Raw genomic sequence first — 26,112 nt, 5'->3', positions numbered from 1 at the left:
GTTCCCGTCACAAAGGGAGTCGGGTGCAGACGGAGGCCCCGTGCGGTGCCGGGTGGGATCCGGTGCCGCGCGGGGCCTGGAACGGATGGAGGAGGAGCGGGAAAGGAGCGGTCAGTCCTTGCGGCCCCGGTTTCCCGGTCGGGAGGCGACCCAGGCGCGGACAGTGTCTGCGTACCAGTAGGGCTTACCGCCCTCCACATGGTCCGGTGCGGGCAGGAGACCGTGTTTGCGGTAGGAGCGGACGGTGTCCGGCTGAACCCGGATGTGTGCGGCAATGTCCTTGTAGGACCAGAGTCTTCTGTCCGTCATAAGTGATACCTCTCTGCGCCGCAGCGGCAGCCGGGGGGCTGTCGGGGGAGCTGCGGCACCGACGCTGACGATCACTCGGTCAGTGCCCGGTGAACGACGCGTCCTGACGAGCGGTCAGGGCCTGTGAAGCGCCTGTGACGGAAGGCCCGCGTAACGGAGACAACCGTGACGAGGAGGTGATCTCTGTGACAGAAGGTGTTCAGGGTGACCGAACCCGGCTATGCGTGCCAGAGCGCCCACCAGGTCTGACGGTCGACCAGGCCGGCCGGGACGAGCGGCGGATGGTCCGCCTGGAAGCGCTGTACGGCCGCGAGGGTCGTCGTCCCGAAGGTGCCGTCGACCTCGCTCCACGGCAGATAGCGGCGGTTGGCCAGCAGGCACTGCACTTCGGAGACCCGTTCGCCCTGCTCGCCGAAGAGCGTCGGCTCGTCGCCGTCGTAGAACGCGCAGACCGTACCGGCGCCGGGCGGCGCCAGCGGCGGCCCCGGGTGATTCCCGGTGGCCGAGGCGCCCGGGGCCGCGGCGAGGGCGACGGCCAGGGTGAGGGCGGCCAGGGCCGAGGCCCCGACCGTCCGGGGGGAGGGAGACATCTTGCGGATCACGGTGAGTTGCTCCTCGTGCGGTCACGGGGCGCGGCAGGGGCCGCACCCGCTTCTTCCGAGCACAACACCGCATACCGCCCGGACGTCACTTCCGCGGACGGTCCGGCGTGTCGGGCGCCGGTGCCGGTGTGCCGCAGGAACGGAGGAAGGCGCGGGTGCGGCGGGCGATCGGGAGGGGCCTGTCGGGCGGGCACGGATACATGTCCTGCTCGACGATCGCGAACAGATCGACGTCCAGCCGACGGGCCGCGTCCAGCACGGGCCCCAGGGCGGGCACCCCGTTCGGCGGCTCGCACATCACGCCGCGCGCCACCGCGGGGCCGAACGGCACCCCGTCGGCCACCACTTCGGCCAGGACCTCCGGATCGACCTGCTTGAGGTGCAGATAGCCGATCCGCTCACCGTAGGTCTCGATCAGCTTGACGCTGTCCCCGCCGCAGTACGCGTAGTGGCCGGTGTCGAGACAGAGCGAGACCAGGTCGGGGTCGGTGGCGTCGAGGAACCGGCTGACGTTCTCCTCGCTGTCGATGTGGGTGTCGGCATGCGGATGCACGACGATCCGCAGCCCGAAACGGTCCCGCACCTCGCGCCCCAGCCGCTCCGTCTGGGTGGTGAGGTGGCGCCACTGTTCCGCGGTGAGCGTCCGGTCCTCGAGGACCTCGCCGGACTTGTCGTCGCGCCAGAACGAAGGGATGACCACCAGATGTGCGGCGCCCATCGCCCGGGTGAGTGCCGCGATGTCGGCGACATGCGCCCAGGTCCGTTCCCAGACGTCCGGTCCCTGGTGCAATCCGGTGAAAACGGTGCCCGCGGAGACGGTGAGTCCGCGGCGGCCGGTCTCGTCGGCGAGGCGGACGGGATCCGTCGGGAGGTAGCCGTACGGGCCCAGCTCGATCCACTCGTAGCCGGCCTCGGACACCTCGTCGAGGAAGCGCTGCCAAGGGACTTGACGGGGATCATCGGGGAACCAGACCCCCCAGGAGTCGGGAGCCGAGCCGATACGGATGCGAGCCGGAGCGGGTGCGGAGGAGGTCATGCGGCCCAGCCTCGATGCGCCACGGGACAGGTGTCAAGCATTCGTCCTTATGTCCGGACAAAATGTTGACAGGGTTCCGGAGAGGGGGCTAGACCTGGGGTCAGCCGCTCCGATCGCCGGTCGAAGGGATGCGTATGCCTGAGATGTACGACGTGATCACCATGGGGCGGATCGGAGTGGATCTCTACCCGTTGCAGACCGGTCTGCCGCTGGCTCAGGTCGACACGTTCGGAAAGTTCCTCGGCGGCTCACCGTCCAATGTGGCGGTCGCGGCGGCCCGGCTCGGCCGGCGGACGGCGGTCGTGACACGGACCGGCCGGGACGCGTTCGGCGACTATCTCCACCAGCAGTTGCGGGAGTTCGGGGTCGACGACCGGTGGGTGACGCCCGTCGACGCCTATCCGACCCCGGTGACCTTCTGCGAGATCTTCCCGCCGGACGACTTCCCGCTCTACTTCTACCGCCTGCCCAAGGCGCCCGACCTGGAGATCCACGAGTCCGAACTCGACCTGGACTCGGTACGGGCGGCCCGGGTCTTCTGGATGACGGGCACCGGACTCTGCGCGGAGCCCAGCCGCACGGCGACGCTGGCGGCGCTGCGCGCCCGGAGCGCGGCGCGCGCGGGTTCCGGTGCCGGACCGGGCCCCGGCCGTTTCACGGTCTTCGACCTGGACTGGCGCCCGATGTTCTGGACCGGCGGCCCCGGCTCCGACGACCCCGACCGCGGTCACCCCGACCCGGACCGTCCCGATCCCCGTCTGCCGGCCGCGGACCGTCCCGGGAACCCCGTCGCCGCCGCGCGCTACCGCGAGGCCCTCGCCCTCGCCACCGTCGCCGTCGGCAACCTCGACGAGTGCGAGATCGCCACCGGGGAACGCGAACCGCACGCCGCCGCCCGAGCCCTGCTCGCCGCCGGGGTCGAGCTCGCCGTCGTCAAACAGGGCCCCAAGGGCGTCCTCGCCGTCCACCGGGACGGCACCGTCGTCGAAGTCCCACCGCTGCCGGTCGAGGTCGTCAACGGCCTCGGCGCCGGCGACGCGTTCGGCGGCGCCCTGTGCCACGGGCTGCTCGCCGGCTGGGACACCGGGCGCATCATGCGGTACGCCAACGCCGCCGGTGCCATCGTGGCATCGAGGCTCGCCTGTTCGCCCGCCATGCCGTTCCCGCACGAGGTCGAAGAGGCCCTGCTCCGTTCAGCCGTCACCACCGGTGATCCCGGACCTGGAGCCGTCTCATGACGCCCGCGGCCTCCTCCGTCTCCGACCTCGTGCGGCTGCGCGTGCGCCACCCCGAAGCCGTCGCCGAGGCCGCCGCCCGTCGCCGCAGACGCCCGTTCGTCGGAGCCGGCGGGCGCCTGATGATCATCGCCGCGGACCATCCCGCCCGCGGCTCCTTCGCCGTCGGCGGGCGCGAACTGGCCATGGCCAACCGGTTCGAGCTCCTGGAACGGCTCTGCCTCGCCCTGTCCAGACCCGGTGTCGACGGCGTCCTCGCCACCGCCGACATCCTCGACGACCTGCTGCTCCTGGGCGCGCTGGAGGAGAAGGTGGCTGTCGGTTCGCTCAACCGCGGCGGGCTCGCGGGCGCCTCCTTCGAGCTCGACGACCGTTTCACCGGCCACCGCCCCGACGACCTCGCCCGGCTCGGCTTCGACGCGGGCAAGCTGCTGCTCCGTATCGACCACGACGACCCCGGCTCCCTCGACACCATGTACGCGGCCGCCCGCGCCATCGACGCCATGGCCGCACACCGGCTGCCTGTCTTCGTCGAGCCGTTCCTCTGCCGCCGGGTCGACGGCCGGATCCGCAACGACCTCGGAGCGGCGGCGGTGACCACGTCGATCGCCGTCGCCTCCGGGCTGGCCGGTACCTCCGCGTACACCTGGCTCAAGGTTCCCGTCACCGAGAACCCCGGCGACATGGCGCGCGTGATGGAGACGTCGACGCTGCCCGCCGTGCTGCTGGGCGGCGAAGTGGGCGACGACCAGGAGGCGGCCTACGAGAAATGGCGTGCCGCGCTGCGACTCCCCACCGTCCAGGGGCTGGTGGTGGGGAGGTCGCTGCTCTATCCGGTCGACGGCGATGTGGCCGCGGCCGTCGACACGGCCGTGGCACTGCTGTAGCGGGTGGACAAGGGGTAGGGAGAGGGCATGACCACGGAGCATGAGGAACGCGTACGCGAACGGCCGCAGCACCGGTGGCATCTGCCCGCGGGCAGCGCGGCCGACGGCCCGTACACCCTGGACATCGACCCGAAACGGGCCGGCTGGGACCGATCGGGCCTGCGGGTGCTGGATCTGCCGCCCGGTGGTGTTCACACACTCGTCACCGGAGAGAGTGAGTGGATCGTCCTGCCGTTGACCGGTGGCTGTACGGTACACACCTCAGGTGAGATCTTTGAACTGCTGGGCCGGGAAAGCGTGTTCAGTGGGGTGTCCGACTTCGCCTACGTACCGCGTGACGCCCACGCGCAGATCGCCTCCGGCGCAGGGGGCCGCTTCGCCCTGGCAGGAGCGAGGTGCGAGCGACGACTCCCCGCTCGCTACGGCCCCGCGCCGGAGGTACCCGTGGAGCTGCGCGGCGCCGGTACCTGCTCGCGCCAGGTCAACAACTTCGCCGCCGCCGATACGTTCGAGTGCGACCGGCTGATCGCCGTGGAGGTCCTCACCCCGGGCGGCAACTGGTCCTCGTACCCGCCGCACAAACACGACGAGCACCGCCCCGGGGCCGAGTCCGTACTCGAGGAGATCTACTACTTCGAGATCGAGGAGGCCGGGGGCGGGCCAGGCCTCGGCTATCACCGGGTGTCCCCGTCCCGTCCCGGCGGTACGGACGTCCTCGCCGAGGTCCGCAGCGGAGACGCGGTCCTGATCCCCGACGGGTGGCACGGACCGTCCATCGCCGCCCCCGGGCACACCATGTACTACCTCAACGTGATGGCGGGCCCCGGCGAGGAGCGGGAGTGGCTGATCAGCGACCACCCCGACCACGGCTGGATCCGCGACACCTGGCCGGCGCAGCCGGCCGACCCCAGACTCCCGCTCTACGGACTCTCCGGCCAGGAGGCACCTCGATGAGCACCCGCAGACTCACCACCGCCCAGGCCCTGGTGTCCTTCCTGGCCCGCCAGTACACCGAGCGCGACGGCAGGCGGCAGCGTCTGATCAGTGCCACCTGGGGCATCTTCGGCCACGGCAACGTCGCCGGCATCGGCCAGGCGCTCGTGGAGACCGGCGCCGCCATGCCCTATCTCCAGGGCCGCAACGAGCAGTCCATGGTGCATGCCGCCGTCGGATACGCCCGCCAGCGCGGCCGGCTCTCCGCGCACGCCGTCACCACCTCCATCGGCCCCGGTGCCACCAACCTGGTGACCGGCGCCGCCCTCGCCACCATCAACCACCTGCCCGTCCTCCTCCTGCCCGGTGACACCTTCGCGACCCGCCCCGCCGACCCCGTTCTGCAGCAGCTCGAAGTCCCGTCCGCAGGCGATGTCTCCGTCAACGACTGTCTGCGCCCCGTCTCGCGCTACTTCGACCGTGTCACCCGCCCCGAAGCGCTCGTTCCGGCCGCCCTCCAGGCGATGCGGACCCTCGCCGACCCGGCGGAGACCGGCGCCGTCACGCTCGCCCTGCCGCAGGACGTGCAGGCGGAGGCGTACGACTGGCCGGAGGAGTTCTTCGCCGAGCGTGTCTGGCAGGTACGCCGCCCCGCACCCGACACCGATGAACTGGAGCGGGCGGTACGGGCCGTGCGTACCGCCCGCCGCCCGCTGATCGTCGCCGGTGGTGGGGTCCATCACAGCGCGGCCGAGGAGACCCTGGCCGCGTTCGCCGCCGCCACCCGGATCCCGGTCGCCGCCACCCAGTCCGGCAAGGGCTCGCTGCGCCACGACCACCCCGCCGACGTCGGCGGCATCGGCCACACCGGCACCGCGACCGCCGACGAACTGGCCCGTACCGCCGACCTGGTCATCGGCATCGGAACCCGCTACTCCGACTTCACCACCGCCTCCGCCACACTCTTCTCGAACCCGGCGGTCCGCTTCCTCAACCTCAACATCACCGGGTTCGACGCCCACAAGCTCGCCGCGCTCCCGCTCGTCGCCGACGCCCGCACCGCCCTCGAAGCGCTGACCGAGGCCCTGCACCGGCGCAACTACCGCGTCGACCCGGCGTACGAGAGCGAGTACACCGAGGCCAAGGAGGGCTGGGAGCGGCGGGTCGACGCGGCCTTCGCCGCGGACGACCCGCACGCGCGTCCCACCCAGGCCCAGGTGCTCGGCCTGCTGGACACCCTGGTCACGGAGGAGGACGTCGTGATCAACGCGGCGGGTTCGCTCCCCGGCGATCTGCACAAGCTGTGGCGGACCCGCTCCCGCCGCCAGTACCACGTCGAGTACGGCTACTCGTGCATGGGATACGAGATCCCGGCCGCGATCGGTGTACAGATGGCCGCCCCCGGAAATCCCGTCTGGGCCCTCGTCGGCGACGGCACGTACCTGATGAATCCCACCGAGATCGTCACCGCCGTGCAGGAGCAGCTGCCGATCAAGATCGTCGTGCTGCAGAACCATGGTTACGCGTCGATCGGCGGCCTCTCCGAGTCCGTCGGGGGCGAACGGTTCGGCACGGCCTACCGGCACCGGGGCCCGGACGGCGGCTTCACCGGCCCTCCGCTGCCCGTCGATCTCGCAGCCAACGCGGCCTCCCTGGGGATGCGGGTGCTGCGCGCCGAAACCGTAGGTGATCTGCGCACGGCCCTCACCGAGGCGCGCGCCGCGGACCGCCCCACTTGTGTCTACGTCGAGACCGAAACGGCAGACACAGTGTCGGGCCCTCCGCCGGCGCAGGCGTGGTGGGATGTTCCTGTAGCCGAAACGGCCACCCGCCCGGCGGCGGTCAAGGCCCGGGAAGACTACGACCGGCAAGTCGCAGCCCGACGCCGCCACCTCTGAAGGCCTGAAGGAGTTACGCAATGAAGACTGTCAACCACTGGATCGGTGGCAAGACCGTCGAGGGCACGTCGGGCAACTACGGCCCGGTCACCGACCCGGCCACCGGCGCCGTCACGACCCGGGTCGCGCTCGCCTCGGCCGAGGAGGTCGACGCCGCGGTCGCCGCCGCGAAGGACGCGTACGCGACGTGGGGCACGTCCTCGCTGGCCGCCCGCACCGCCGTCCTGTTCCGCTACCGCGCGCTGCTCGACGCCCGCCGCGACGACATCGCCGCGCTGATCACCGCCGAGCACGGCAAGGTGCACTCGGACGCGCTCGGCGAGGTCGCCCGCGGTCTGGAGATCGTCGAGCTGGCCTGCGGCATCACCACCCAGCTCAAGGGCGAACTCTCCACCCAGGTCTCCAGCCGGGTCGACGTGTCCTCGATCCGCCAGTCGCTCGGCGTCGTCGCGGGCATCACGCCGTTCAACTTCCCGGCCATGGTGCCGATGTGGATGTTCCCGCTGGCCGTCGCCTGCGGCAACACGTTCGTCCTGAAGCCGAGCGAGAAGGACCCGTCGGCCGCCAACCTGCTGGCCGAGCTGGCCGCCGAGGCCGGTCTGCCGGACGGTGTGCTGAACGTGCTGCACGGCGACAAGGTCGCTGTCGACGGGCTGCTGAACCACCCGGATGTCGCCGCGGTGTCCTTCGTCGGCTCCACCCCGATCGCCCGCCACATCCACGCCACCGCCTCCGCCAACGGCAAGCGCGTCCAGGCGCTCGGTGGCGCGAAGAACCACATGCTGGTGCTGCCGGACGCCGACCTCGACGCCGCCGCCGACGCCGCGGTGTCCGCCGCGTACGGCTCCGCCGGCGAGCGCTGCATGGCGATCTCCGCGGTCGTCGCGGTGGGCGCCATCGGCGACGAGCTCGTCGCCAGGATCAAGGAGCGCGCCGAGAAGATCAAGATCGGCCCCGGCACCGACCCGGCTTCCGAGATGGGCCCGTTGATCACCGCGGCCCATCGCGACAAGGTCGCCTCGTACGTCACCGGCGCCGCGGCCCAGGGCGCCGAGGTCGTCCTCGACGGCACCGGCCACACCGTCGAAGGCTTCGAGAACGGCCACTGGATCGGCCTCTCCCTCCTCGACCACGTGTCCACCGACTCGGATGCCTACCGGGACGAGATCTTCGGCCCGGTCCTGTGCGTGCTGCGCACCGAGACGTACGAGGAGGGCGTCGCCCTCATGAACGCCTCGCCGTTCGGCAACGGCACCGCGATCTTCACCCGCGACGGCGGCGCCGCCCGCCGCTTCCAGCTGGAGATCGAGGCCGGCATGGTCGGCGTCAACGTGCCGATCCCGGTGCCGGTGGGCTACCACTCCTTCGGCGGCTGGAAGGACTCGCTCTTCGGCGACCACCACATCTACGGCAACGACGGTGTGCACTTCTACACCCGCGGCAAGGTCGTCACCACTCGCTGGCCGGACCCGGCGGACGCCCCGACCGGCGTGGACCTGGGCTTCCCCCGCAACCACTGATCCGTACCGTGCACCCCACCGGGCCCCGGCCGCACCCGCGACCGGGGCGCCGCCCGTCCCGTCCGCCGCGGTCGAGGGGCTCCACACCTCGCCGCGGCCCGTGCGGAGCTCCTGGGGCCCGGGTCACGGACGCGCGGGGCCGCCGTAAGGAAACCCGGTGGCGCGCCGCGCCGCGCCCTGCCCATCCTGAGCCCCATGACCGCACCGGCTTCCCCCACCACCCCCCGATTCGCGATCCGCGCCCTGCACACCGCTTCCACGGTCACCGTCTACCAGGCGTACTCCCCGCTCATCGGCGCTCCGGCCGCCCGCGACGGGCGCTTCCCCGCCGCCTGGAAACGCGACCGCATGACATGGATCAAGCCGAGCTTCCTGTGGATGATGTACCGCTGCGGGTGGGGCACGAAGGAGGGTCAGGAGACCGTCCTGGCGGTGGAGATCACCCGCGAGGGTTTCGCCTGGGCCCTGAGCCACGCCGAACTCTCGCACTACGCGAGGGGTGTTCACCCGGACCGGGCCACCTGGCAACGCGGCCTGCGCCGTTCACCGGCCCGCGTCCAGTGGGACCCCGAACGCGACCTCCGTCTGAACCCGCTTCCGTACCGCTCCCTGCAGCTGGGGCTCGGCGGTGAGGCGGCGCGGCGGTACGCGGACGAGTGGACGGTCTCGATACGCGATGTCACCCCGCTCGCCCGGGAGATCCACTCCCTGGTGCGGGCGGGCCGGCTCGACGGGGCGGCGGCGCTGCTGCCCGCCGAGACCCCGTACCCGACGGACGTGATGCCGCCCGCCGGGTGACCCGTCCCGCACGGCCTGGCATCCTGCACGTGTCCGCCCGGGCTCCGACGACGGAGTCCGGTTCATGGAAGAGGGACGAGGGAGACAGCCGTGGAACCCACGCCTGCCCGGGAGCGGCACGACACGCTCCCCGAGGGGCTCACCGAGGCGATACGCGCGACCGCCGAGGAGATCGCCGCGCTGCTGCGCGGCCGCGCGGACACGAGCGGCCCGGTCCCCGGGTCCGAGTGGACACTCGGCGAGGCGGCAGCCCACCTGGCGCAGGCCAACGAGCTGATGGCGGAGATCGCCGCGGGCCACGAGCGCAGCCACGGGGACGGAACGCCGCAGAGCCTGGCGGCGGCCAACGAGCGCGCCCTCGCCGGGTTCGCCGAGCGCGGGGCGGAGCCGCTGGCCGAGATGATCGTGGCGCAGGCGGCCGCGTTCCTCCGGGCCGCGGACGGATGCGCGCCGCAGGAGGCGGCCCGGACGCTGGAGACGCCGCTGGGCCCGATGGATCTGCCTGTGCTCGGTTCGTACCTGCTCACGCACATGCTCGGCCACGGCTACGATCTCGCCCGCGCGGTCGGCCGTCCGCACATGCTCGACCGAGCCCGGGTCGAGCTGTCGATGCCCTTCATGATCACGGCGATGCCGCGGGTCGTCGCCGCCGCGGCCGCCGGGCTCACCGCCCGCTACGAGATCCGGCTGCGGGGCGGCTCCCGCTTCGGGGTGACGCTCACCGACGGTGAGGTGAGCGTCGACCGCGGGCCGGTGCGCCGCCCGGACTGCACGATCCTCATCGAGCCGGTCACGTTCCTGCTGATCGCGCTCGGGCGCTGCGACCCATGGGGAGCCATCGCCCGCGGGCGGGTGCTCACCTGGGGCCGCAAGCCCTGGCTCGGGCCCCGTTTCCCGACCCTGTTCACCGCCCCCTGAGGCCCCCGCGCGGCGCCGCCGCGCGCCCCGTACGGAGACTCCTCCGTACGGGGCTGCCCGCCCGCTGCCGCCGCTCGGCCGGTCAGCGGGCGACCGCTTCCCCGCGGCTCGTCCTGTCCGCGATCATGCGTACCATCGGGCCCGCCGCCAGCCGGCCGCTCGCCACCGTCGCCAGCGCGAACGCCCCCGCCATGATCACGGTGCCCAGCCACACCATGGTGTCGACCGGCAGGGTGTACGCGCCCACGATCCGCACCACGCACTCACCGAGCAGCGCCGCCCCCCACACCAGCGAGAACCGCGTCTCGCAGCGCCGGAAGGCTCCGGAGTCCCTCGAAAGCCGGTTCCAGACCGCCTCCTTGGCGGCCTCGCCCCGGGTCAGCCAGGGCTTCAGGAACGTTGTCATCAGCGGCTTGCCCCGCGCCGCGGAGACCAGAACGATCAGTCCGATCGTGGAGCTCACCCCGCTGTCCTTGGCGAGCATCAGCCGCGGGTCACCGGCCACCGTGCTGAGCAGCAGCCCGACCACGTTGACGGCCAGGATCAGCGCGGCGAGTGCGTTGAGCCGCCGGTCCCGTACCGCGCACCGGACAGTGCGCGCGGCGGGCACGACACTGCTGGCGGCCAGCGCGCCGAACGTGCTCATCCCGGCCGCCGTGAGCGCGTAGTACGACACCAGCGGGACCCCGGCGTCCACGATCAGCGGCATCAGGCTGTCCAGCAGCGCCTTCCGTGGCGCCTTCCGCGGCGTCGAAGGGACGACGGTGGCAGCGCGGGGGAAGCGGGCGGTGGCGGGAGCAGGGGTGACGACGGCCGGGCCGGTCATGGCAGGGTCCTCTCCGTATCGGCGGGGCGACTTCCGCGATCCGCTCTCGATACGTACAGACTGGCCGCCGGGGGGCGGTGCCCGGCAGAGCCGGCCGTCCTGACCTGGGTATGACAGATGTCAGCCGTCGCCCGTGACCGGGCGGCTTGCCGCCCGCCGTCCGACCGGCCGTGGCGCCAGCCGATGCGAGCCGCTCACGCCGACCCGTCGAACTTCCAGGTCAGCATGGCGAATGCGCCGTCCTCGCCGGCGCCCGCCGACCGGTACGTCGCGAGCGCGGCCTCGTCGTCCAGGTCCGCGCCCACCCACATGTCGTAGCAGCCGCGCTCCCGCGCGACCAAGGCCAGCGCCTCCGTCAGGGCGCGCCCGATGCCGCGTCGGCGGCAGGCCGCGTCGACCGACAGCTCGTACAGGCACATCTCCGCGCCCTTGTCCGGATGGAGCATCTCGATGCCGGAGACGAAACCGGCCGGCACCCCGTCGACATACGCGATCACCATGAGGTGACCGTCCGAGGCGAGGAAGCGCTCCGCCCACTCCCGGCGCGACGGACCGTCGTAGAGGTGCTGGGCGGCAGCGATTTCGTCGACGGTGGTGGCGCGGCGGATCTCCACATGACGGTCCATCGGAAGCCTTTCGCGAGAAGAGCCGGGCGCGGGCATACCGCGTACGGAGTACGGCGGGGGAGCGCCGTACCTCTCAGGGAGGCCGGACACTTCACCCTCGCGGCAGCCTAGGCGGGCGGGGCGGACGCTTAGGGTCGAGACATGCAGACCTCTGACTCCCGATGGCGCCGGTGGACCCGCGTGCGCGGCCGGTGGGCGGCGGCCCTGGCCGCGCTCCTCGTGCTGGGGGCCGCCGGTACCTGGACCGCAGTGGCCGACGACAACGCTCCAGCCGTGCACCGCGCGGACCGGACGATGCGGATCGACGGGGTGTCCCTGGACACCTCGTACTTCACCTCCGGGGGGCGGGGGCGCCGGCCTGCCGTGCTGATCGGCCACGGCTTCGGCGGCTCCAAGGACGACGTGCGGGCGCAGGCCGAGAAACTGGCCGGAGCCGGATACGCCGTCATGACCTGGTCGGCCCGCGGGTTCGGGAAGTCCGGCGGGGACATCTCGCTCAACGCGCCCGACCGTGAGGTCAAGGACGTGTCGGGGCTGATCGACTGGCTGGCCCGCCGGCCCGAGGTGCAGCTGGACGCCGAGGGCGACCCCCGCGTCGGCGTCACCGGCGCCTCGTACGGGGGCGCGGTCTCGCTCCTGGCCGCCGGATACGACAAGCGCGTCGACGCCGTCGCACCGGTAATCACCTACTGGAACCTCGCCGACGCGCTGTTCCCGGACGGGGTCTTCAAGAAGCTCTGGGCCGGGATCTTCGTCACCTCGGGCGGCGGATGCGAGAAGTTCGAGAAGCAGCTCTGCGCCATGTACGAACGGGTCGCCGTCTCCGGGAAGCCGGACGCCGCCGCGCGTGCGCTGCTCACCGAGCGGTCGCCGAGCGCGGTCGGTGACCGCATCAAGGTGCCCGCGCTGATCGTGCAGGGCCAGACCGACTCGCTGTTCCCCCTCGGCCAGGCCGACGCCATGGCGCGGACCATCCGCGGCAACGGCGCGCCCGTCTCCGTCGACTGGATCGCCGGCGGGCACGACGGCGGGGACATGGAGAGCGGCCGGGTCGAGAACCGGATCGAGTCGTGGTTCGACCGGTACCTGAAGCAGGACAAGAACACCGACACCGGACCCGGTTTCCGCGTCACCCGTACCGGAGGCGTCGACTCCACCGACGGGGCCGCCCTCCTGCGCGGGGCGAGCAGCGACCACTACCCGGGACTGTCGAGCGGCTCCCGGGAGATCGCGCTCACCGGCACCGGCGCACCGGGCGCGGAGCCGGGCGGCGGGCAGGGGAGCGCCGCCACGAACCGTCGGACGCAGACCTTCCGCAACCCGGCCGGCGCCGGCCCGCCCGCCATCTCCGCCGTCCCCGGCGTCGGTGGCGGACTCGCCCAGCTCTCGTCCCTCGGCGTGGGGCTCTCACTCGACTTCCCCGGCCAGTACGCCCGCTACGACTCCGCGCCGCTCGGCGCCCCGACGCGGATCACCGGTTCGCCCACCGTCCGTGTGAAGGTGACGGCCGGGCAGGGCGACGCGGTGCTGTTCGGCAAGGTGTACGACGTGTCGCCGGACGGGAAGCAGCAGGTGCTGCCGGCCCAGCTCGTCGCCCCTTACCGGATCACGCCCGGGCAGCAGAACAGGACGGTCGAGCTGACCCTGCCCGCCGTCGACCACGCGCTCGACGCGGGTCACCGGCTGCGGCTGGTCCTCTCCGCCACCGACCTCGGCTACGCCTCACCGGCCCGGCCGACCACGTACACCGTCTCCCTGGAGGGCCCGCTGACCGTGCCCACCGCACCCGCGGTGAAGACCGCACCGGCCGCCCTGCCGTGGTGGACCTGGGGGCTTCCCGCGGCCGCCGTCGTCGTCGCGGCCGCGCTGCTGCTCACCGCGCGCCGCCGCACCGCGGCCCCGGCCCCCGACCCGGAACTCGCCGAGGTGCCCCTCCAGATCACCGGACTGTCGAAGAAGTACGCCGGGGCCGCCGACCGGTACGCCGTCAGGGATCTCTCCTTCCGGGTGGAGAAGGGCCAGGTCCTCGGACTCCTCGGGCCCAACGGCGCGGGCAAGACCACCACGCTGCGCATGCTGATGGGCCTCATCACGCCGGACGACGGCGGGATCCGCGTCTTCGGCCACGCCATTCGGCCGGGCGCGCCCGTGCTGTCCCGGGTCGGTTCCTTCGTGGAGGGGGCCGGGTTCCTGCCGCATCTGTCCGGGCGCGCCAACCTGGAGCTCTACTGGCAGGCCACCGGGCGCCCCGCCGATGACGCGCACATCGAGGAGGCCCTGGAGATCGCAGGACTCGGCGAAGCGCTGGCCCGCGCCGTCCGCACGTACTCGCAGGGCATGCGGCAGCGGCTCGCGATCGCTCAGGCGATGCTCGGCATGCCGGACCTCCTCATCCTCGACGAGCCGACCAACGGGCTCGACCCGCCCCAGATCCGGGAGATGCGGGACGTGATGATCCGGTACGCGGCCGGCGGCCGGACCGTCATCGTCTCCAGCCATCTCCTCTCCGAGGTCGAGCAGTCCTGCACCCATCTGGTGGTCATGGACCGCGGCCGGCTCGTCCAGGCCGGACCGGTCGCCGAGATCACCGGCTCCGGCGACATGCTGCTCGTCACCACCGCCGAGGAGATCGCCGAACCTCTGGTGGAGAAGGTCGCCGCGCTCCCCGGGATCGGCTCGGCCGTCCGCATGGAGGACGGGCGGGGGCTGCTCGTCCGCCTCGACGGCGCGGACTCCTCCCGGCTGATCACCGAACTGGTCCGACTCGACGTGCCGTTGACGGGCGTCGGGCCGTACCACCGCCTGGAGGACGCGTTCCTCACCCTGATCTCCGGAGGCTCCGCATGAGTGCCGCAGCCGATGTCATCAGCGCCGCCGAGGCGCCCGGCTACCGGGCACGGCACACCCTGCCGCTGCGCGTCGAGGCGGTGCGGCAGCTGCGCAGGCGCCGCACCCTGCTGATGGGCGGGGTACTGGCGGCGCTGCCGTTCATCCTGATCACCGCCTTCGCGATCGGTGGCACCCCTGGCTCCAGGGACGGCGGCAGCAACCGGCTGAACCTGATGGACACCGCGACCGCGTCCGCCGCGAACTTCGCCGCCACCTGCCTGTTCGTCTCCGCCGGGTTCCTGCTCGTGGTGCCGGTGGCGCTGTTCTGCGGGGACACCGTGGCCTCGGAGGCGAGCTGGTCCTCGCTGCGCTATCTGCTCGCCGCTCCGGTACCGCGGGCCCGGCTGCTGTGGAGCAAGCTCGTCGTGGCGCTGGGCTTCAGCCTCGCCGCGATGGTGCTGCTGCCGCTCGTCGCGCTGGCAGCGGGAGCCGTCGCGTACGGCTGGGGGCCGCTCGAACTCCCCGCCGGGGGTGCGCTCGCCACCGGCTCCACCGTGCCGCGGCTAGCCCTCGCCGTGGCGTTCATCTTCGTCTCCCAACTGGTCACCGCGGGCCTGGCGTTCTGGCTGTCGACGAAGACGGACGCCCCGCTGGGCGCGGTCGGCGGCGCGGTCGGGCTGACCATCGTCGGCAATGTGCTCGATGCCGTCACCGCGCTCGGATCCTGGCGTGAATTCCTGCCCGCGCACTGGCAGTTCGCCTGGGCGGACGCGCTCCAGCCGGGACTGGAGTGGGGCGGGATGGCCAAGGGGGCAGCGGTCTCGGTGGCGTACGCCGTGGTCCTGTTCGCGCTCGCCTTCCGGGGGTTCAGTCGCAAGGACATCGTTTCCTGAAGCGGACACCGCACGGCCTTGCGGGCCGGGCCCTCCGCCGTTGCCGCATCGAGACTGTTCCGCAACGTCTTCGTCTGCTCCCGGGGCCCCTGTCGAACGTCACATTCACAAGTGCTGACGCGACGCCAGGGGGTACGGGATGGAACGCCGGACATTCAGAAGGACACTCGGTCTGGTGGTGGCGGGGGTGCTGCTCACCGGCTGCGGGGCGGGGGCGAGCGGAAACCGGCCGGTCACCGACCGCGCAGACGGGCGGCAGGGGACGAACGGCAGCAAGGCCGTGCCCGCACCCGCCGTCGAGGACGACGGTGCGCGGAAGGCGCAGGACGGCGCGACGGTGAAGCCCGTGGCGCCGGACTACCTCTCCACGTTCGCACTGGACGTGGACACCGCCAGCTACGGGTACGCGCGCCGCAGGCTCGCCGACGGCCACCTGCCGGCGGCGGGGACCGTACGGCCGGAGGAGTTCGTCAACAGCTTCCGGCAGGGATACCGGCAGCCGGCCGGCGACGGGTTCTCGGTGACGGTCGACGGGGCGCGGGCGGCCGGCGGCGAGGACGAGGGCGCGGGTGACTGGTCACTGGTACGCGTCGGACTGGCGACCCGCGTCGCGGACGAGCACGGCGAACGGCAGCCCGCCGCCCTCACGTTCGTGGTCGACATCTCCGGCTCGATGGCCGAACCCGGCCGCCTGGACCTGGTGAAGAAGTCCCTCTCGATCCTCACCGACGAACTCCGCGACGACGACTCCGTCTCCCTGGTCACCTTCAGCGACGAGGCGAACACCCTGCTGCCGATGACCCGGCTGCGAGACCACCGCGGGAGGATCCGTGACGCCGTCGACTCCATGGAACCCACCGACTCCACCAACGTCGAGGCGGGCATCAGGAGGGGTTACGAGGAGGCGGTCCGCGGCCGCCGCGAGGCCGCCAACAACCGGGTCGTGCTGCTCTCCGACGCCCTCGCCAACACCGGGGAGACCGAAGCCGACGCCATCCTCGACCGGATCGACTCGGCCCGCCGCACGTACGGCATCACGCTGTTCGGTGTCGGCGTCGGCAGCGACTACGGCGACGCGCTGATGGAGCGCCTCACCGACAGGGGCGACGGCCACACCACATACATCGCCGACGAGACCCAGGCCAGGAAGGTCTTCGTCGACCAGCTCCCCGCCCATGTCGAACTGCGCGCCCGCGACGCCAAGGCCCAGGTCGCCTTCGACCCCGAGAACGTCAAGCAGTTCAAGCTCATCGGGTACGACGACCGCAAGGTCGCCGACGACGACTTCCGCGACGACCGCGTCGACGGCGGTGAGGTCGGCCCCGGGCACACCGTGACCGCGCTCTATGCGGTACGGCTGCGGGACGGCGCCGCCGGGCATGTGGCGACTGCGACGGTGCGCTGGCTCGATCCGAGGACGCGGGCGCCGCACGAGCGGACCGGAACCGTCGAGACCGATGCGATCGACGGCAGCCTGTGGGGCAGCGGCAAGCGGCTCCAGGTCGCCGCGGTGGCCGCGTACTTCGCGGAGGAGCTGCGCGGTGGGCGGCTGCCGGGCCGGCCGGGACCGGGTGAACTCGCCTCCCGTGCCTCGGCGCTGGCGTCCGCGACCGGGGACGGCTCGGTGCGGAGACTGGCGACGGCGATCGCGCAGGCCGACCGGCTCCGGGGCGACGGCGGCCCGTCCGACGGCGACGCCGGGCAGGAGGGCGAGATGAACTGACCCGTCACGGATGCGGAGTTCGGTCAAGGAACTGCCAGGGTTGGGCAATGAGATCGCTTGTGCGTTCGGTCCGTGAACTCCGTATGAGAAAGTTTGCTGCTTCCGAGCCGCCCGTTGACCCGCCGTGTCCGGTCGGCTCCGTGCAGAATTCGTCCCCGCACCCCTTTGCCGAGGTATCTGTTGTCCCAACACCGTCTGTCCAAGAAGCGGCGCCGCATCGGTATGGCGCTGGCCGGTGTGGGCGTGCTCGCCGGCGCGGCGTTCGCCGCAGAGGCGGCCACCGCGACCACGGTCACCCGGCCCGCGCCGACCGTGTTCACCGGCCATGCCTTCGACACGTGCACCGCGCCGACACTCACCACCATGAAGAAGTGGCGGGCCACCTCGGTCTACCGCGCCGCCGCGGTGTACATCGGCGGCAAGAACCGCGGGTGCGCCCAGCCCCAGCTCACCCCCTCCTGGGTGAAGTCCGTGACCACGGGCGGCTGGAAGCTGATCCCGCTGTACGTCGGCGCGCAGCCGCCGTGCCAGACCAGCAACAACCCCGAGAAGATGACCGCGGCCAATGCCACCGCGCTGGGGGCCACCGACGGTGCCGACGCGGTGGCCAAGGCCTCCGCACTGGGCATGAAGACCGGCAGCCCGGTCTACCTGGACATGGAGTACTACGACCCCGCGAACACCTCGTGTGTGAACGCCGTACTCGCCTACATCCGCTCCTGGGACAAGACGGTCCACGCCAAGGGGTACTGGACCGGCTTCTACGGCTTCAGCAACTCCAGCGCCGCCGTCGTCGCGAAGGCCAAGACACGCACCGACCTGCCGGAGATCCTCTGGTACGCCCGGTACGACGACGTGTACTCCACGACGACCGGCTACCCGTACGACAAGACCCTGTGGACCGGGCACCGCCGCGGCCACCAGTACGCCGTCAACAAGAAGGTGACACACGACGGCGCCACCCTCACCATCGACCGCGACGCGTGGGACGCACCGGTCGCCGTGGTCGCCAAGTAGCCCACCGGGCGGGGGGCCGGGAGGGACAGGGGCGGGGGGGGGGGGGGCGGCGCCCCGCGACGCTGTCAGCTGCCCGAGGCCGTCAGGCCCTGGGCCTTCATCGCGGAGAGAGTCTTGGACTGTGTGCCGGTCAGCGCATCGGCGAAGGACCCGCCGCCGGAGTTGGCCTTCTTCATCCCGTCGGTGAAGTCCGCCTCGACCTGCGTCATGGTCGGGCCCCACTGCCAGTTGGTGTCGGTGTTGGCGGCGGCTTCCTTGAACACGTCGTAGATGTTCTGGCCGCCGAAGAACTCGGAGGACTGGTTGACGGCCGGAAGTGACAGGGCGTCAGTGGCCGCCGGATAGATGCCGGTGTTCTTGATGAGGTTCTCGGCGCTCTGGGTGTTGCTGCTGAACCAGTCGGCGAACTCGACTGCTTCCTTGGGGTTCTTGCAGCCCTTGAGGACGGCGGTCGACGAGCCGCCGTTGTTGCCGGCGGCCTTGCCGCCTTCTTCCCACTGCGGCATGGGCGCGACGGCCCATTTGCCCGCCGAGGCCTTCAGGTTCTGGGAGAGCAGCGCGTTCGCCCAGACTGCACCGACGTACGAGACGATGTTGCCCTTGTCTGCGTCCGCGATCCACGCAGTGTCCAGCGCGGGCGTGTTCTTGAGCACCTTGGCGTCGTGCAGGTCCTGCCAGTACGCGGCGACCTTGCGGCTCTGCGGGTTGTCGATGCTCACCTGCCATGAGTCGCCCTCGGTGCCGAACCACCGGCCGCCGGCCTGCCAGGTGAGGCCCGCGAAGTCGTACCCGTCGCTGGGCGGGGTGGCGAGATGGACGTCGGGGTCGGCTTTGTGGATGGCCTTGCCGACCTCCGCGAACTGCTTCCAGGTGGTGGGCACCGGCTGCTTGAACTTCTTGAGCACGTCGGCGCGGTAGAACATCGCCTCCGGGCCGGTGTCCAGCGGTATCCCGTACACCTGGTCCTGGACGCTGACTGCCTTCCAGGTCCAGCCGACGTACTTGCCCTTGACGGCGTCGGCGTACTTCGCCACGTTCTCCAGTGCGCCCGCGGCGGCGAAGCTGGGCAGGGACTCGTACCCGACCTGCGCCAGGCACGGGGCGTTGCCCGCCTTCACGGCATTGAGCATCTTGCTGTATCCGCCCGCCGAGCCCGATGCGGTCTTCTGGAAGGTGACCTTGATGTTCGGGTGGGCAGCGTTGAACGCGGCCACCGACTTGTCGTAGCCGGGGGCCCAGCCCCAGAAGGTCAGATTCGCCTTGCCGCCGGACTCGGCCGCGGTCTTGTCCGACCCCGAGTCGGCGGAGCATGCGCTGGTCACGACCAGCGCGGCGGTGGCCAGCAGAGCTCCGGCTCCGCGCACCCAAGCAGATCTCACAGTGGTTCCTTCCTGGCGCCTCGAAGGCGCGGGCGATATGCGGTTCATCAGGGGCGTCGGTCTGTGTCGGCGCAGAGCACCACGAACTCCCGCCGGCCAGGTGATCCAGCCCTGTCGCCCGCCTGTCAGTCCTCGGGTGCCGAGACGGCCCACCCGGTGTCAGGACAGATACTAGACTTAGAAGCTAAGCAGTCAAGTGACTGGCGAAGGGCATTTCGGGGGCGGACTCGGCATCGACTACGACTCGCCTACGGCGGGCTACGCTCGACCGCCCGTCAGGCGATCGGGACGGCGCACCGTTTCATCAATCCGATGTTTCCTCAGAGGGAAAACGACGCTTCCCACCTGATTGCCGCAGTACCCCGTCAACCCCTAGGGTCCGGCTGGTGAGTCATCCGACCTCTGGTCGGGTGTGTCGTGGATCAACGATGAGAAGGCTAGGGGCGGTTCATGTCAATCAAGTACACCCGAAGGTCTGTGCTCGCTGCGGCAGCGGGCGTGGCAGCTGCCTTCCCTGGGATCGCCGGCGGCTCCACGGCTGCGGCCGCCACACCTCTCGGGTCCACCGCGGCCGCGAAGTCCCGGACCGGGCAGCTCCTCTGGTACGAGAGCCCCGCGACCGACTGGGAACGCGAAGCGCTGCCCATCGGCAACGGCGCCCTGGGCGCCAAGGTCTTCGGCGGGGTGGCACGCGACCGGCTCCAGCTCAATGAGAAGTCGCTGTGGACCGGCGGGCCCGGGAGCAAGGAGGGATACGACCACGGAGACTGGCCCGAGCCCCGTCCAAACGCGATCTCCGACGTGCAGAGGATCATCGACGAGAAGGGGGTGATGGACCCCGACGAGGTGTCCAGACGGCTGGGCAATCCGACGTACGGGACCGTGGGCAAGGTCCCCGGCTTCGGCAACTACCAGAATTTCGGGGAACTCACGCTCGAAGTGCCCGGCGCGCCCGCCTCGCCCACATCCTACCGGCGCGGCCTCGACATTTCCGAGGCGCTGGCCTCGGTCTCGTACAGCGACGGCGAAACCCGGTTCACACGCGAGTACTTCGCCAGTCACCCTGGCCAAGTCATCGCGGGGCGGATATCCGCGGACCGGCCCGGCATGGTCTCCTTCACGCTGCGCTTCACCACCGCTCAGGCCGGGACATCGGTGACGGCGACGGACGGGCGGCTGCTCATCACGGGTACGCTCGCCGACAATGGCCTGAAGTACGAGGGCCAGGTCCAGGTCGTCAGCCACGGCGGGACCCGGACCGACGGCAACGGCCTGATCACGGTGACCGGCGCGGACAGCGCCACGTTCGTCTTCTCCGCCGGAACGGACTACGCCGACACCGATCCGGGCTACCGGGGCACCGACCCGCACGCCCGGGTGACGGCCACCGTCGACAGGGCCGCGGCCCAGCCGTACGAGACGTTGCGGGCGGCCCATGTCGATGACCACCGAGATCTGTTCGACCGGACGAGGCTGGACATCGGCCAGCAGATGCCGGACCTGCCCACGGACAAGCTGCTCAGCGCGTACACCGGCGGCGACTCCCCCGCCGACCGAGCGCTGGAATCCCTCTTCTTCGCCTACGGCCGCTATCTCCTCATAGCCTCCTCACGGCCGGGATCACTGCCCGCGAATCTCCAGGGAGTATGGAACAACTCCAACACCCCTCCCTGGTCTGCGGATTACCACACCAACATCAACGTCCAGATGAACTACTGGCCGGCAGAGCAGACGAATCTCGCGGAAACCGCGGAGCCGTACCAGCGCTTCATCGAGAAACTGCGGGAACCCGGCCGCAGGACAGCTGAGTCGATGTTCGGCACCGAGGGATGGGTCGTCCACCAGAACACCAATTCCTTCGGCTACACCGGCGTCCATGACTGGGCCACTTCCTTCTGGATGCCGGAGGCCAACGGCTGGCTGGTCCAACAGCTTTACGAGCGCTATCTGTTCAACCGGGATACGGACTTCCTGCGGACGAAGGCCTATCCCGCGATGAAGGAGGCGTCCCAGTTCTGGCTGGCCAACCTGCACACCGATCCGCGCGACGGCAAACTGGTGGTGTCGCCCAGCTACTCCCCCGAGCAGGGGCAGTTCACGGCGGGCGCGTCGATCTCCCAGCAGATCGTGTACGACCTGCTCACCAACACCGTTGAGGCGGCCGATGTCCTGGGCATCGACCGGGAGTTCCGCCAAGCGGTAAAGAAGACGCTTGACGGCATGGACCCGGGACTACGGATCGGCTCATGGGGCCAGCTCCAGGAGTGGAAGGCCGACCTCGACGATCCGGACAACACCCACCGGCACGTCTCGCATCTCTTCGCACTGCACCCCGGTCGCCAGATCGAGGCCGGTTCGGCGTACGCGGACGCGGCCCGGGTCTCACTCACCGCGCGCGGCGACGGAGGCACCGGCTGGTCCAAGGCGTGGAAGATAAACTTCTGGGCGCGGCTGGGCGACGGCGACCACGCCGCGAAGATGCTTTCCGAGCAACTGAAGTCCAGCACGCTGCCCAACCTCTGGGACACCCACCCCCCGTTCCAGGTCGACGGCAACTTCGGCGCCACGGCCGGCATCGCGGAGATGCTGCTGCAAAGCCACAGCCGTCACAGCGTCGTGGAGGTGTTGCCCGCGCTCCCGTCGCGCTGGGCAGCGAAGGGTTCCTACGACGGGCTCCGCGCCCGGGGTGACTTCACGCTGGGTGCGACCTGGCGCCAGGGCGCGACGACGGAAATCCGGATCGCGTCCGGCAGCGGCGTCACGGCGAAGCTGAGCAATCCTCTCTTCGCCGGAAAGTTCCGTGTCGAGCAGTCCGACGGGAGACCCGCCGACCATGCCGTGAACAATGGCGTGCTGACGCTACGGACCCGGGCGGGCCAGCAGTACCGGATCGTGGCTCAGGCCGGCATGACCCTTGAGTTGCCGGGGAACGTCAAGCCCGGCGGGACGGCCACAGCAACGGCGACCCTGCGAGCCATCGGCTCCAAGACGCTGTCCAGCACACGGCTGACGCTCGCGGCGCCGGCCGAATGGACGGTTGCTCCAGCGGCGGTGAGAACCCCGCGCCTGAAGCCGGGCGAGTCGGCCTCTGCGGAGTTCGAGCTCACCGCGCCCAGGGACCGGCAGGGCACGGACACCATCAGCGCCACCGCCCGTACGGACGACTGGCAGGTGTCCGCGAGGCGCGAGCTGCTCGTCTTCGACGCTCCGGAAGTCGGAACGCGCGTGCGGGACGACACCACACGCGGCGACTGGAAGGGACAGTACGGCGCCGACGGTTGGGAGATCCCGGGATTCGGGCGCACGAGCCCGAAGGGCGTGGTGCTGGACACCTCACAGGCGGGCGACACCTGGACCTGGGACGGCAACAGCACGGAGGCACGCGCCCTGCAGCATCCGACAGAGGCGACGCGGCGCATCCTGCCCTCCTGGTTCGGCGACACCGTCACGTTCACGGTCGACACCGGAGCCACGGCCCGACGCGTCGCGCTCTATCTCGTCGACGGGGACGGCGTTGCGGGCGGCTACCCGCGCGACGAGGACGTCACGGTCTCGGACGCGACGGGCAGGGTCTACGACACCTTCCGCACCGGCAGGTTCGATCAGGGCTTCTGGGTCTCGTGGTCGGTGAAGGGCCGGGTCACCATCGCCCTCAAGAAGGTGGCCGGCGCCAATGCGGGGGCCAGCGGCATCTTCATCGGGTGACAGCACGCCGACGGTGCACGGCGGTACGCCGCCGTGCACCGTTCGCTGCCGTCAGGGAGTTGTCAGGCGAAGCGGACTCCGAGTCCGCCGTCCACGGCCCAGTCCGCACCGGTGACGAAGGATGCCGCGTCGGAAGCCAGGAAGCACACCACCTCGGCCACCTCCTCGGCGGTGCCGATGCGGCCCAGCGGGTGCACCTCGAGCGCTTTCCGCTCGACGTCGCGGTCGGGGTGCTGGGCGAAGTACTCGTCGACGAGCGCTGTCCTGATGTAGCCGGGACTGACCGCGTTCACACGTACTCCGTGCTTCGCCACGTTCAGGGCCATCGACCGGGTCAGACCCACGAGTCCGGACTTCGCCGCCGCATACGGGTACATGCCGTCGCAGGTGAGCTTCGCATGCAGGGAGGCGATGTTGACGATCGAGCCGCCCCCGCGCTCGATCATGGACGGCAGGGTGTGTTTGGCGCAGAGGAAAGCCGCCTTCAGATCGACGTCGAAGACCTGGTCCCATTCCGCCTCGGTCATCGACACAGGGTCCGCGTACACATTGCGTCCCGCGTTGTTGACCAGGACATCGATGCATCCGTACGCGGCGAGGACATCGGCCACCGCCGTCGACAGCGCCTGCCCGTCGGTGACATCCACCTGGGCGAACACCACGCGCCCGCCGTTCGCCGTGAGTTCCTCCCGGAGGGCGATCCCGGCCTTCTCCTCCAGGTCGAAGAACGCCACGGCCGCACCTTCGCGTACGGCGGTCTCCACAATGGCCCGGCCGATGCCGCGAGACCCTCCCGTCACCAGGACCACTCGATCCGTCAACCGGCCCATACCCGCTCCTCCATGGTCGAGGCTGCGCCCGCAGCCGTGCGGCCCAGTCGCCATGAGGCACCGAACCGCGAACGCTTGACAGCTTAGCTGCTATATAGGCACGCTGCTGCTGCCGTCGCCTCGCGCAGCAGCAGGCAGAGACCCCAAGAGCCAAAGGTGCGAACCGTTGACCTCACGTTATGTGCTCCGCCTCCAGGTGGATCCCGCCGACGACCCGCAGGCGGTCGGTGACCGGCTGCTGGCCATGGCCCGTACCGCACGCGCCGAAGAGATCTGCGTCTTCCTCTTCGGCATGGAGTTCAACGACGGCCATGACAGCCTCGACCGGATCGACCACTGGCTGACCGCCACCCGCCCGTGGCGGAGTCGACTGCGCGCCGAGGGGATCGCGGTCAGCCTCAACCCCGGTCACACCGTGGGCCACAGCGACTGGGCGCGCTCACCCAAGGCCGATCAGCCCTGGCAGCCGATGACGGACCAGCACGGGACGGCCGCGGCCGTCCAGGTGTGCCCGCTGGATCCCGGCTGGCGCGAGTACTACGCCGAGACCCTGTGCCGCTACGCCGCGGAGGACGTCGACGCGGTGTGGATCGAGGACGATATACGGCTGCACAACCATCAGCCGCTCGACTGGGGAGGCTGCTTCTGCGCCCTGCACCTCGCCGAGTTCACCCGCCGCACCGGTATCGAGACCGACCGGGAGCAATTGGTCGCCGCATGCACGGCTCCGGGCGAGCCGCACCCCTGGCGCGAACGGTGGCTGGACTTCTGGGACACGACCCAGCGCGAGCTGCTCGCCTCCTGGGGGGAGATCCTCGGCAACCGGCTCGGCTTGATGTCCTCGCGCACCGACCAGCACGCCGCCGAGGGCCGCGACTGGTCGGCATGGCTCGACCTGCCAGGGCTGCACCGGCCGCATTTCTGGGGATACTCCGACGTAAGCGGGGCCGACCTGCCGCATGCCGCTCTGCAACTCGATATGCAGCGCGCCGTACAGTCCGCGTCGGTCATCAGCCTTCCGGAGATCGAATGCTGGCCCTACGGCCAGTGGAACAAGTCCTTCCGCCAGACGGCCGCCCAGATGTCCATGGCCCACATCCTGGGCTGTGACGGCTTGGCCATCAGCCTGTACGACTTCCTCGGCAACCACCCGGACGACGAACCACGCCGCGCCACCTTCCTGGCCGAGTGGCGGGACACCTTCGACTGGCTCTCCGAGACATTTCCCAAGACCCTGCGCACCGTCGGTATCGGCCTTCCCTGGTCGCCGAGGACCGGCCGAAGGGTGCACACGTCACGCACGGGCTGGCAGTCCCTCGTGGTGCCGCACGGCGCCTGGGTCGGTCTGCTCAACGCTGCCGGCCACGCCGTCACCGGACGTGGTGGCGCTACGGTCAACGCCCTGTCCGGGGAGTCTGCCTGGGCCTACGACGACGCGGAACTGCGCAGCTGGCTGAGCGGTGGCCTGCTGTTGGACTCGGTGGCCGCACGGATCCTCTTCGAGCGCGGGTACGGTCCGCTCATCGGCCTGACCGGGGCCCGTTCCGGCCCCGAAGGGTACATACGTGAGATATGCACCGACCCCGGATTCGCACTGCGGCCGGGCTGCAACATCTCGATCGATGTGGAGAGCTACTCCCAGGCGGCACTACTGGCCGCCGAGCCGGCGCCGGACGCCCGGGTGGCGAGCGTGGTCCATGACCAGCTCGGCCGGGAGACGGGAGTCGGTCTGGTTCTGTACGACAACGAACTGGGCGGCCGGGTGGCCGTCACACCGTGGCCCGCCCACACTCCGGGCCGGACACTGATGAACCCGCAGCGCGAGGCACAGCTCGGTACCGTACTTGACTGGCTCTCGGGCGGTACGCACGCCCGCGCGACGGGCTGCCCATGGCTGGTCACCCAAGTGCTGACCGACGGTGCGCACTGGCGCGTGGTGGTGTGGAACGCGTCCCCGGACGAGGCGGACGGCTTCCGGGTCAGGCTGCCCAAGGGCATGCCTGAGCCGGACTCCGTCATCCAGGTGACGGCCCGCGGAGAGCGCCTCGACGCAGACTGGTCGCACGACCGGCCGCTGCTCTCGCGCCCGCTCGGTCAGTGGGAGTACGTGGTGTTGAGCAGCGACGTGTAAGAGCACGTGCAACGCCC

The 26,112-nt window shown here is 70.9% G+C and carries 20 protein-coding genes and 1 pseudogene; 14 read left to right on the top strand and 7 right to left on the bottom strand.

The window, feature by feature from the left end:
* Positions 1 to 111 precede the first annotated feature (111 nt).
* The 3 genes from ACFVXE_RS10310 to ACFVXE_RS10300 form a co-directional block, all read right to left on the bottom strand.
* Complete coding sequence (locus ACFVXE_RS10310; protein WP_389670599.1) at positions 112 to 309, bottom strand: helix-turn-helix transcriptional regulator; 198 nt, start codon at positions 307 to 309, stop codon at positions 112 to 114.
* A 218-nt stretch (positions 310 to 527) separates the two neighbouring features.
* The gene (locus tag ACFVXE_RS10305; protein WP_389670598.1) at positions 528 to 911 is read right to left on the bottom strand and encodes a peptidoglycan-binding protein; all 384 of its coding nucleotides are present in this window, start codon (positions 909 to 911) and stop codon (positions 528 to 530) included.
* A gap of 85 nt (positions 912 to 996) precedes the next feature.
* Positions 997 to 1,947, bottom strand: coding sequence for a sugar phosphate isomerase/epimerase family protein (locus ACFVXE_RS10300; RefSeq protein ID WP_389670597.1), 951 nt, complete (start codon positions 1,945 to 1,947; stop codon positions 997 to 999).
* A 134-nt stretch (positions 1,948 to 2,081) separates the two neighbouring features.
* Between ACFVXE_RS10300 and iolC the strand changes: the two genes are divergently transcribed.
* From iolC to ACFVXE_RS10265, 7 genes are all read left to right on the top strand, one after another.
* Positions 2,082 to 3,185: a 5-dehydro-2-deoxygluconokinase gene (gene iolC / locus ACFVXE_RS10295; RefSeq protein WP_389670596.1), complete on the top strand. Its 1,104-nt coding sequence runs from the start codon at positions 2,082 to 2,084 to the stop codon at positions 3,183 to 3,185.
* Positions 3,182 to 4,069, top strand: a complete 888-nt coding sequence (locus ACFVXE_RS10290; RefSeq protein ID WP_389670595.1) for a deoxyribose-phosphate aldolase — start codon at positions 3,182 to 3,184, stop codon at positions 4,067 to 4,069. Before iolC ends, ACFVXE_RS10290 begins: the two co-directional genes overlap by 4 nt.
* Positions 4,070 to 4,096: 27 nt before the next feature.
* Positions 4,097 to 5,023 (top strand): 5-deoxy-glucuronate isomerase, encoded by a 927-nt coding sequence (gene iolB / locus ACFVXE_RS10285; protein ID WP_389670594.1) that lies wholly within the window; start codon positions 4,097 to 4,099, stop codon positions 5,021 to 5,023.
* A complete protein-coding gene (iolD, locus tag ACFVXE_RS10280; RefSeq protein WP_389670593.1) occupies positions 5,020 to 6,900 on the top strand; it encodes a 3D-(3,5/4)-trihydroxycyclohexane-1,2-dione acylhydrolase (decyclizing) in 1,881 nt (626 codons plus the stop codon). Before iolB ends, iolD begins: the two co-directional genes overlap by 4 nt.
* 20 nt (positions 6,901 to 6,920) lie before the next feature.
* Complete coding sequence (gene mmsA, locus ACFVXE_RS10275) at positions 6,921 to 8,420, top strand: CoA-acylating methylmalonate-semialdehyde dehydrogenase (protein WP_389670592.1); 1,500 nt, start codon at positions 6,921 to 6,923, stop codon at positions 8,418 to 8,420.
* A gap of 195 nt (positions 8,421 to 8,615) precedes the next feature.
* Complete coding sequence (locus ACFVXE_RS10270; protein WP_389670591.1) at positions 8,616 to 9,218, top strand: DUF4291 domain-containing protein; 603 nt, start codon at positions 8,616 to 8,618, stop codon at positions 9,216 to 9,218.
* A 90-nt stretch (positions 9,219 to 9,308) separates the two neighbouring features.
* The gene (locus ACFVXE_RS10265; protein WP_389670590.1) at positions 9,309 to 10,136 is read left to right on the top strand and encodes a maleylpyruvate isomerase family mycothiol-dependent enzyme; all 828 of its coding nucleotides are present in this window, start codon (positions 9,309 to 9,311) and stop codon (positions 10,134 to 10,136) included.
* 82 nt (positions 10,137 to 10,218) lie between these two features.
* Here ACFVXE_RS10265 and ACFVXE_RS10260 read toward each other — a convergent pair whose 3' ends face one another.
* Positions 10,219 to 10,962, bottom strand: a complete 744-nt coding sequence (locus ACFVXE_RS10260; protein WP_389670589.1) for a VC0807 family protein — start codon at positions 10,960 to 10,962, stop codon at positions 10,219 to 10,221.
* A 194-nt stretch (positions 10,963 to 11,156) separates the two neighbouring features.
* Positions 11,157 to 11,576 (bottom strand): GNAT family N-acetyltransferase, encoded by a 420-nt coding sequence (locus ACFVXE_RS10255; protein ID WP_389670652.1) that lies wholly within the window; start codon positions 11,574 to 11,576, stop codon positions 11,157 to 11,159.
* A gap of 153 nt (positions 11,577 to 11,729) precedes the next feature.
* On the opposite strand from ACFVXE_RS10255, the gene ACFVXE_RS10250 reads away from it, so the two are divergent.
* The 4 genes from ACFVXE_RS10250 (at position 11,730) to ACFVXE_RS10235 (ending at position 18,050) form a co-directional block, all read left to right on the top strand.
* Positions 11,730 to 14,435, top strand: coding sequence for an alpha/beta fold hydrolase (locus ACFVXE_RS10250; protein WP_389670588.1), 2,706 nt, complete (start codon positions 11,730 to 11,732; stop codon positions 14,433 to 14,435).
* Positions 14,432 to 15,310: an ABC transporter permease gene (locus tag ACFVXE_RS10245; protein WP_389670587.1), complete on the top strand. Its 879-nt coding sequence runs from the start codon at positions 14,432 to 14,434 to the stop codon at positions 15,308 to 15,310. The genes ACFVXE_RS10250 and ACFVXE_RS10245 overlap by 4 nt, the downstream gene beginning before the upstream one ends.
* Positions 15,311 to 15,449: 139 nt before the next feature.
* On the top strand, positions 15,450 to 17,033 hold the full coding sequence (locus ACFVXE_RS10240; protein ID WP_389670586.1) for a von Willebrand factor type A domain-containing protein: 1,584 nt from the start codon (positions 15,450 to 15,452) through the stop codon (positions 17,031 to 17,033).
* Positions 17,034 to 17,213: 180 nt separating this feature from the next.
* The gene (locus ACFVXE_RS10235) at positions 17,214 to 18,050 is read left to right on the top strand and encodes a glycoside hydrolase domain-containing protein (protein ID WP_389670585.1); all 837 of its coding nucleotides are present in this window, start codon (positions 17,214 to 17,216) and stop codon (positions 18,048 to 18,050) included.
* A gap of 65 nt (positions 18,051 to 18,115) precedes the next feature.
* Here ACFVXE_RS10235 and ACFVXE_RS10230 read toward each other — a convergent pair whose 3' ends face one another.
* Entirely contained in the window at positions 18,116 to 19,429 is a 1,314-nt protein-coding gene (locus ACFVXE_RS10230) for an extracellular solute-binding protein (RefSeq protein WP_250971499.1), read from the bottom strand.
* A gap of 450 nt (positions 19,430 to 19,879) precedes the next feature.
* Here ACFVXE_RS10230 and ACFVXE_RS10225 point away from each other — a divergent pair.
* Both ACFVXE_RS10225 and ACFVXE_RS10220 read left to right on the top strand, forming a co-directional pair.
* Positions 19,880 to 22,333 (top strand): annotated as a pseudogene (locus ACFVXE_RS10225) (glycoside hydrolase N-terminal domain-containing protein); the annotation flags it as partial.
* Between the two features lie 3 nt (positions 22,334 to 22,336).
* Positions 22,337 to 23,134: an NEW3 domain-containing protein gene (locus ACFVXE_RS10220; protein ID WP_389670651.1), complete on the top strand. Its 798-nt coding sequence runs from the start codon at positions 22,337 to 22,339 to the stop codon at positions 23,132 to 23,134.
* Positions 23,135 to 23,196: 62 nt separating this feature from the next.
* Here ACFVXE_RS10220 and ACFVXE_RS10215 read toward each other — a convergent pair whose 3' ends face one another.
* Entirely contained in the window at positions 23,197 to 23,964 is a 768-nt protein-coding gene (locus tag ACFVXE_RS10215; RefSeq protein ID WP_389670584.1) for an SDR family NAD(P)-dependent oxidoreductase, read from the bottom strand.
* Positions 23,965 to 24,130: 166 nt separating this feature from the next.
* Between ACFVXE_RS10215 and ACFVXE_RS10210 the strand changes: the two genes are divergently transcribed.
* Positions 24,131 to 26,095 carry a hypothetical protein gene (locus ACFVXE_RS10210; protein ID WP_389670583.1) on the top strand — a complete coding sequence of 655 codons (1,965 nt, stop codon included), beginning with the start codon at positions 24,131 to 24,133 and terminating at the stop codon, positions 26,093 to 26,095.
* Positions 26,096 to 26,112: the final 17 nt, after the last annotated feature.

This window comes from Streptomyces sp. NPDC058231 (assembly GCF_042882275.1).
GTDB lineage: Bacteria > Actinomycetota > Actinomycetes > Streptomycetales > Streptomycetaceae > Streptomyces.
The sequence above is the reverse complement of the archived record's forward strand: the minus strand, read 5'-3'. Positions and strand labels throughout refer to the sequence as shown.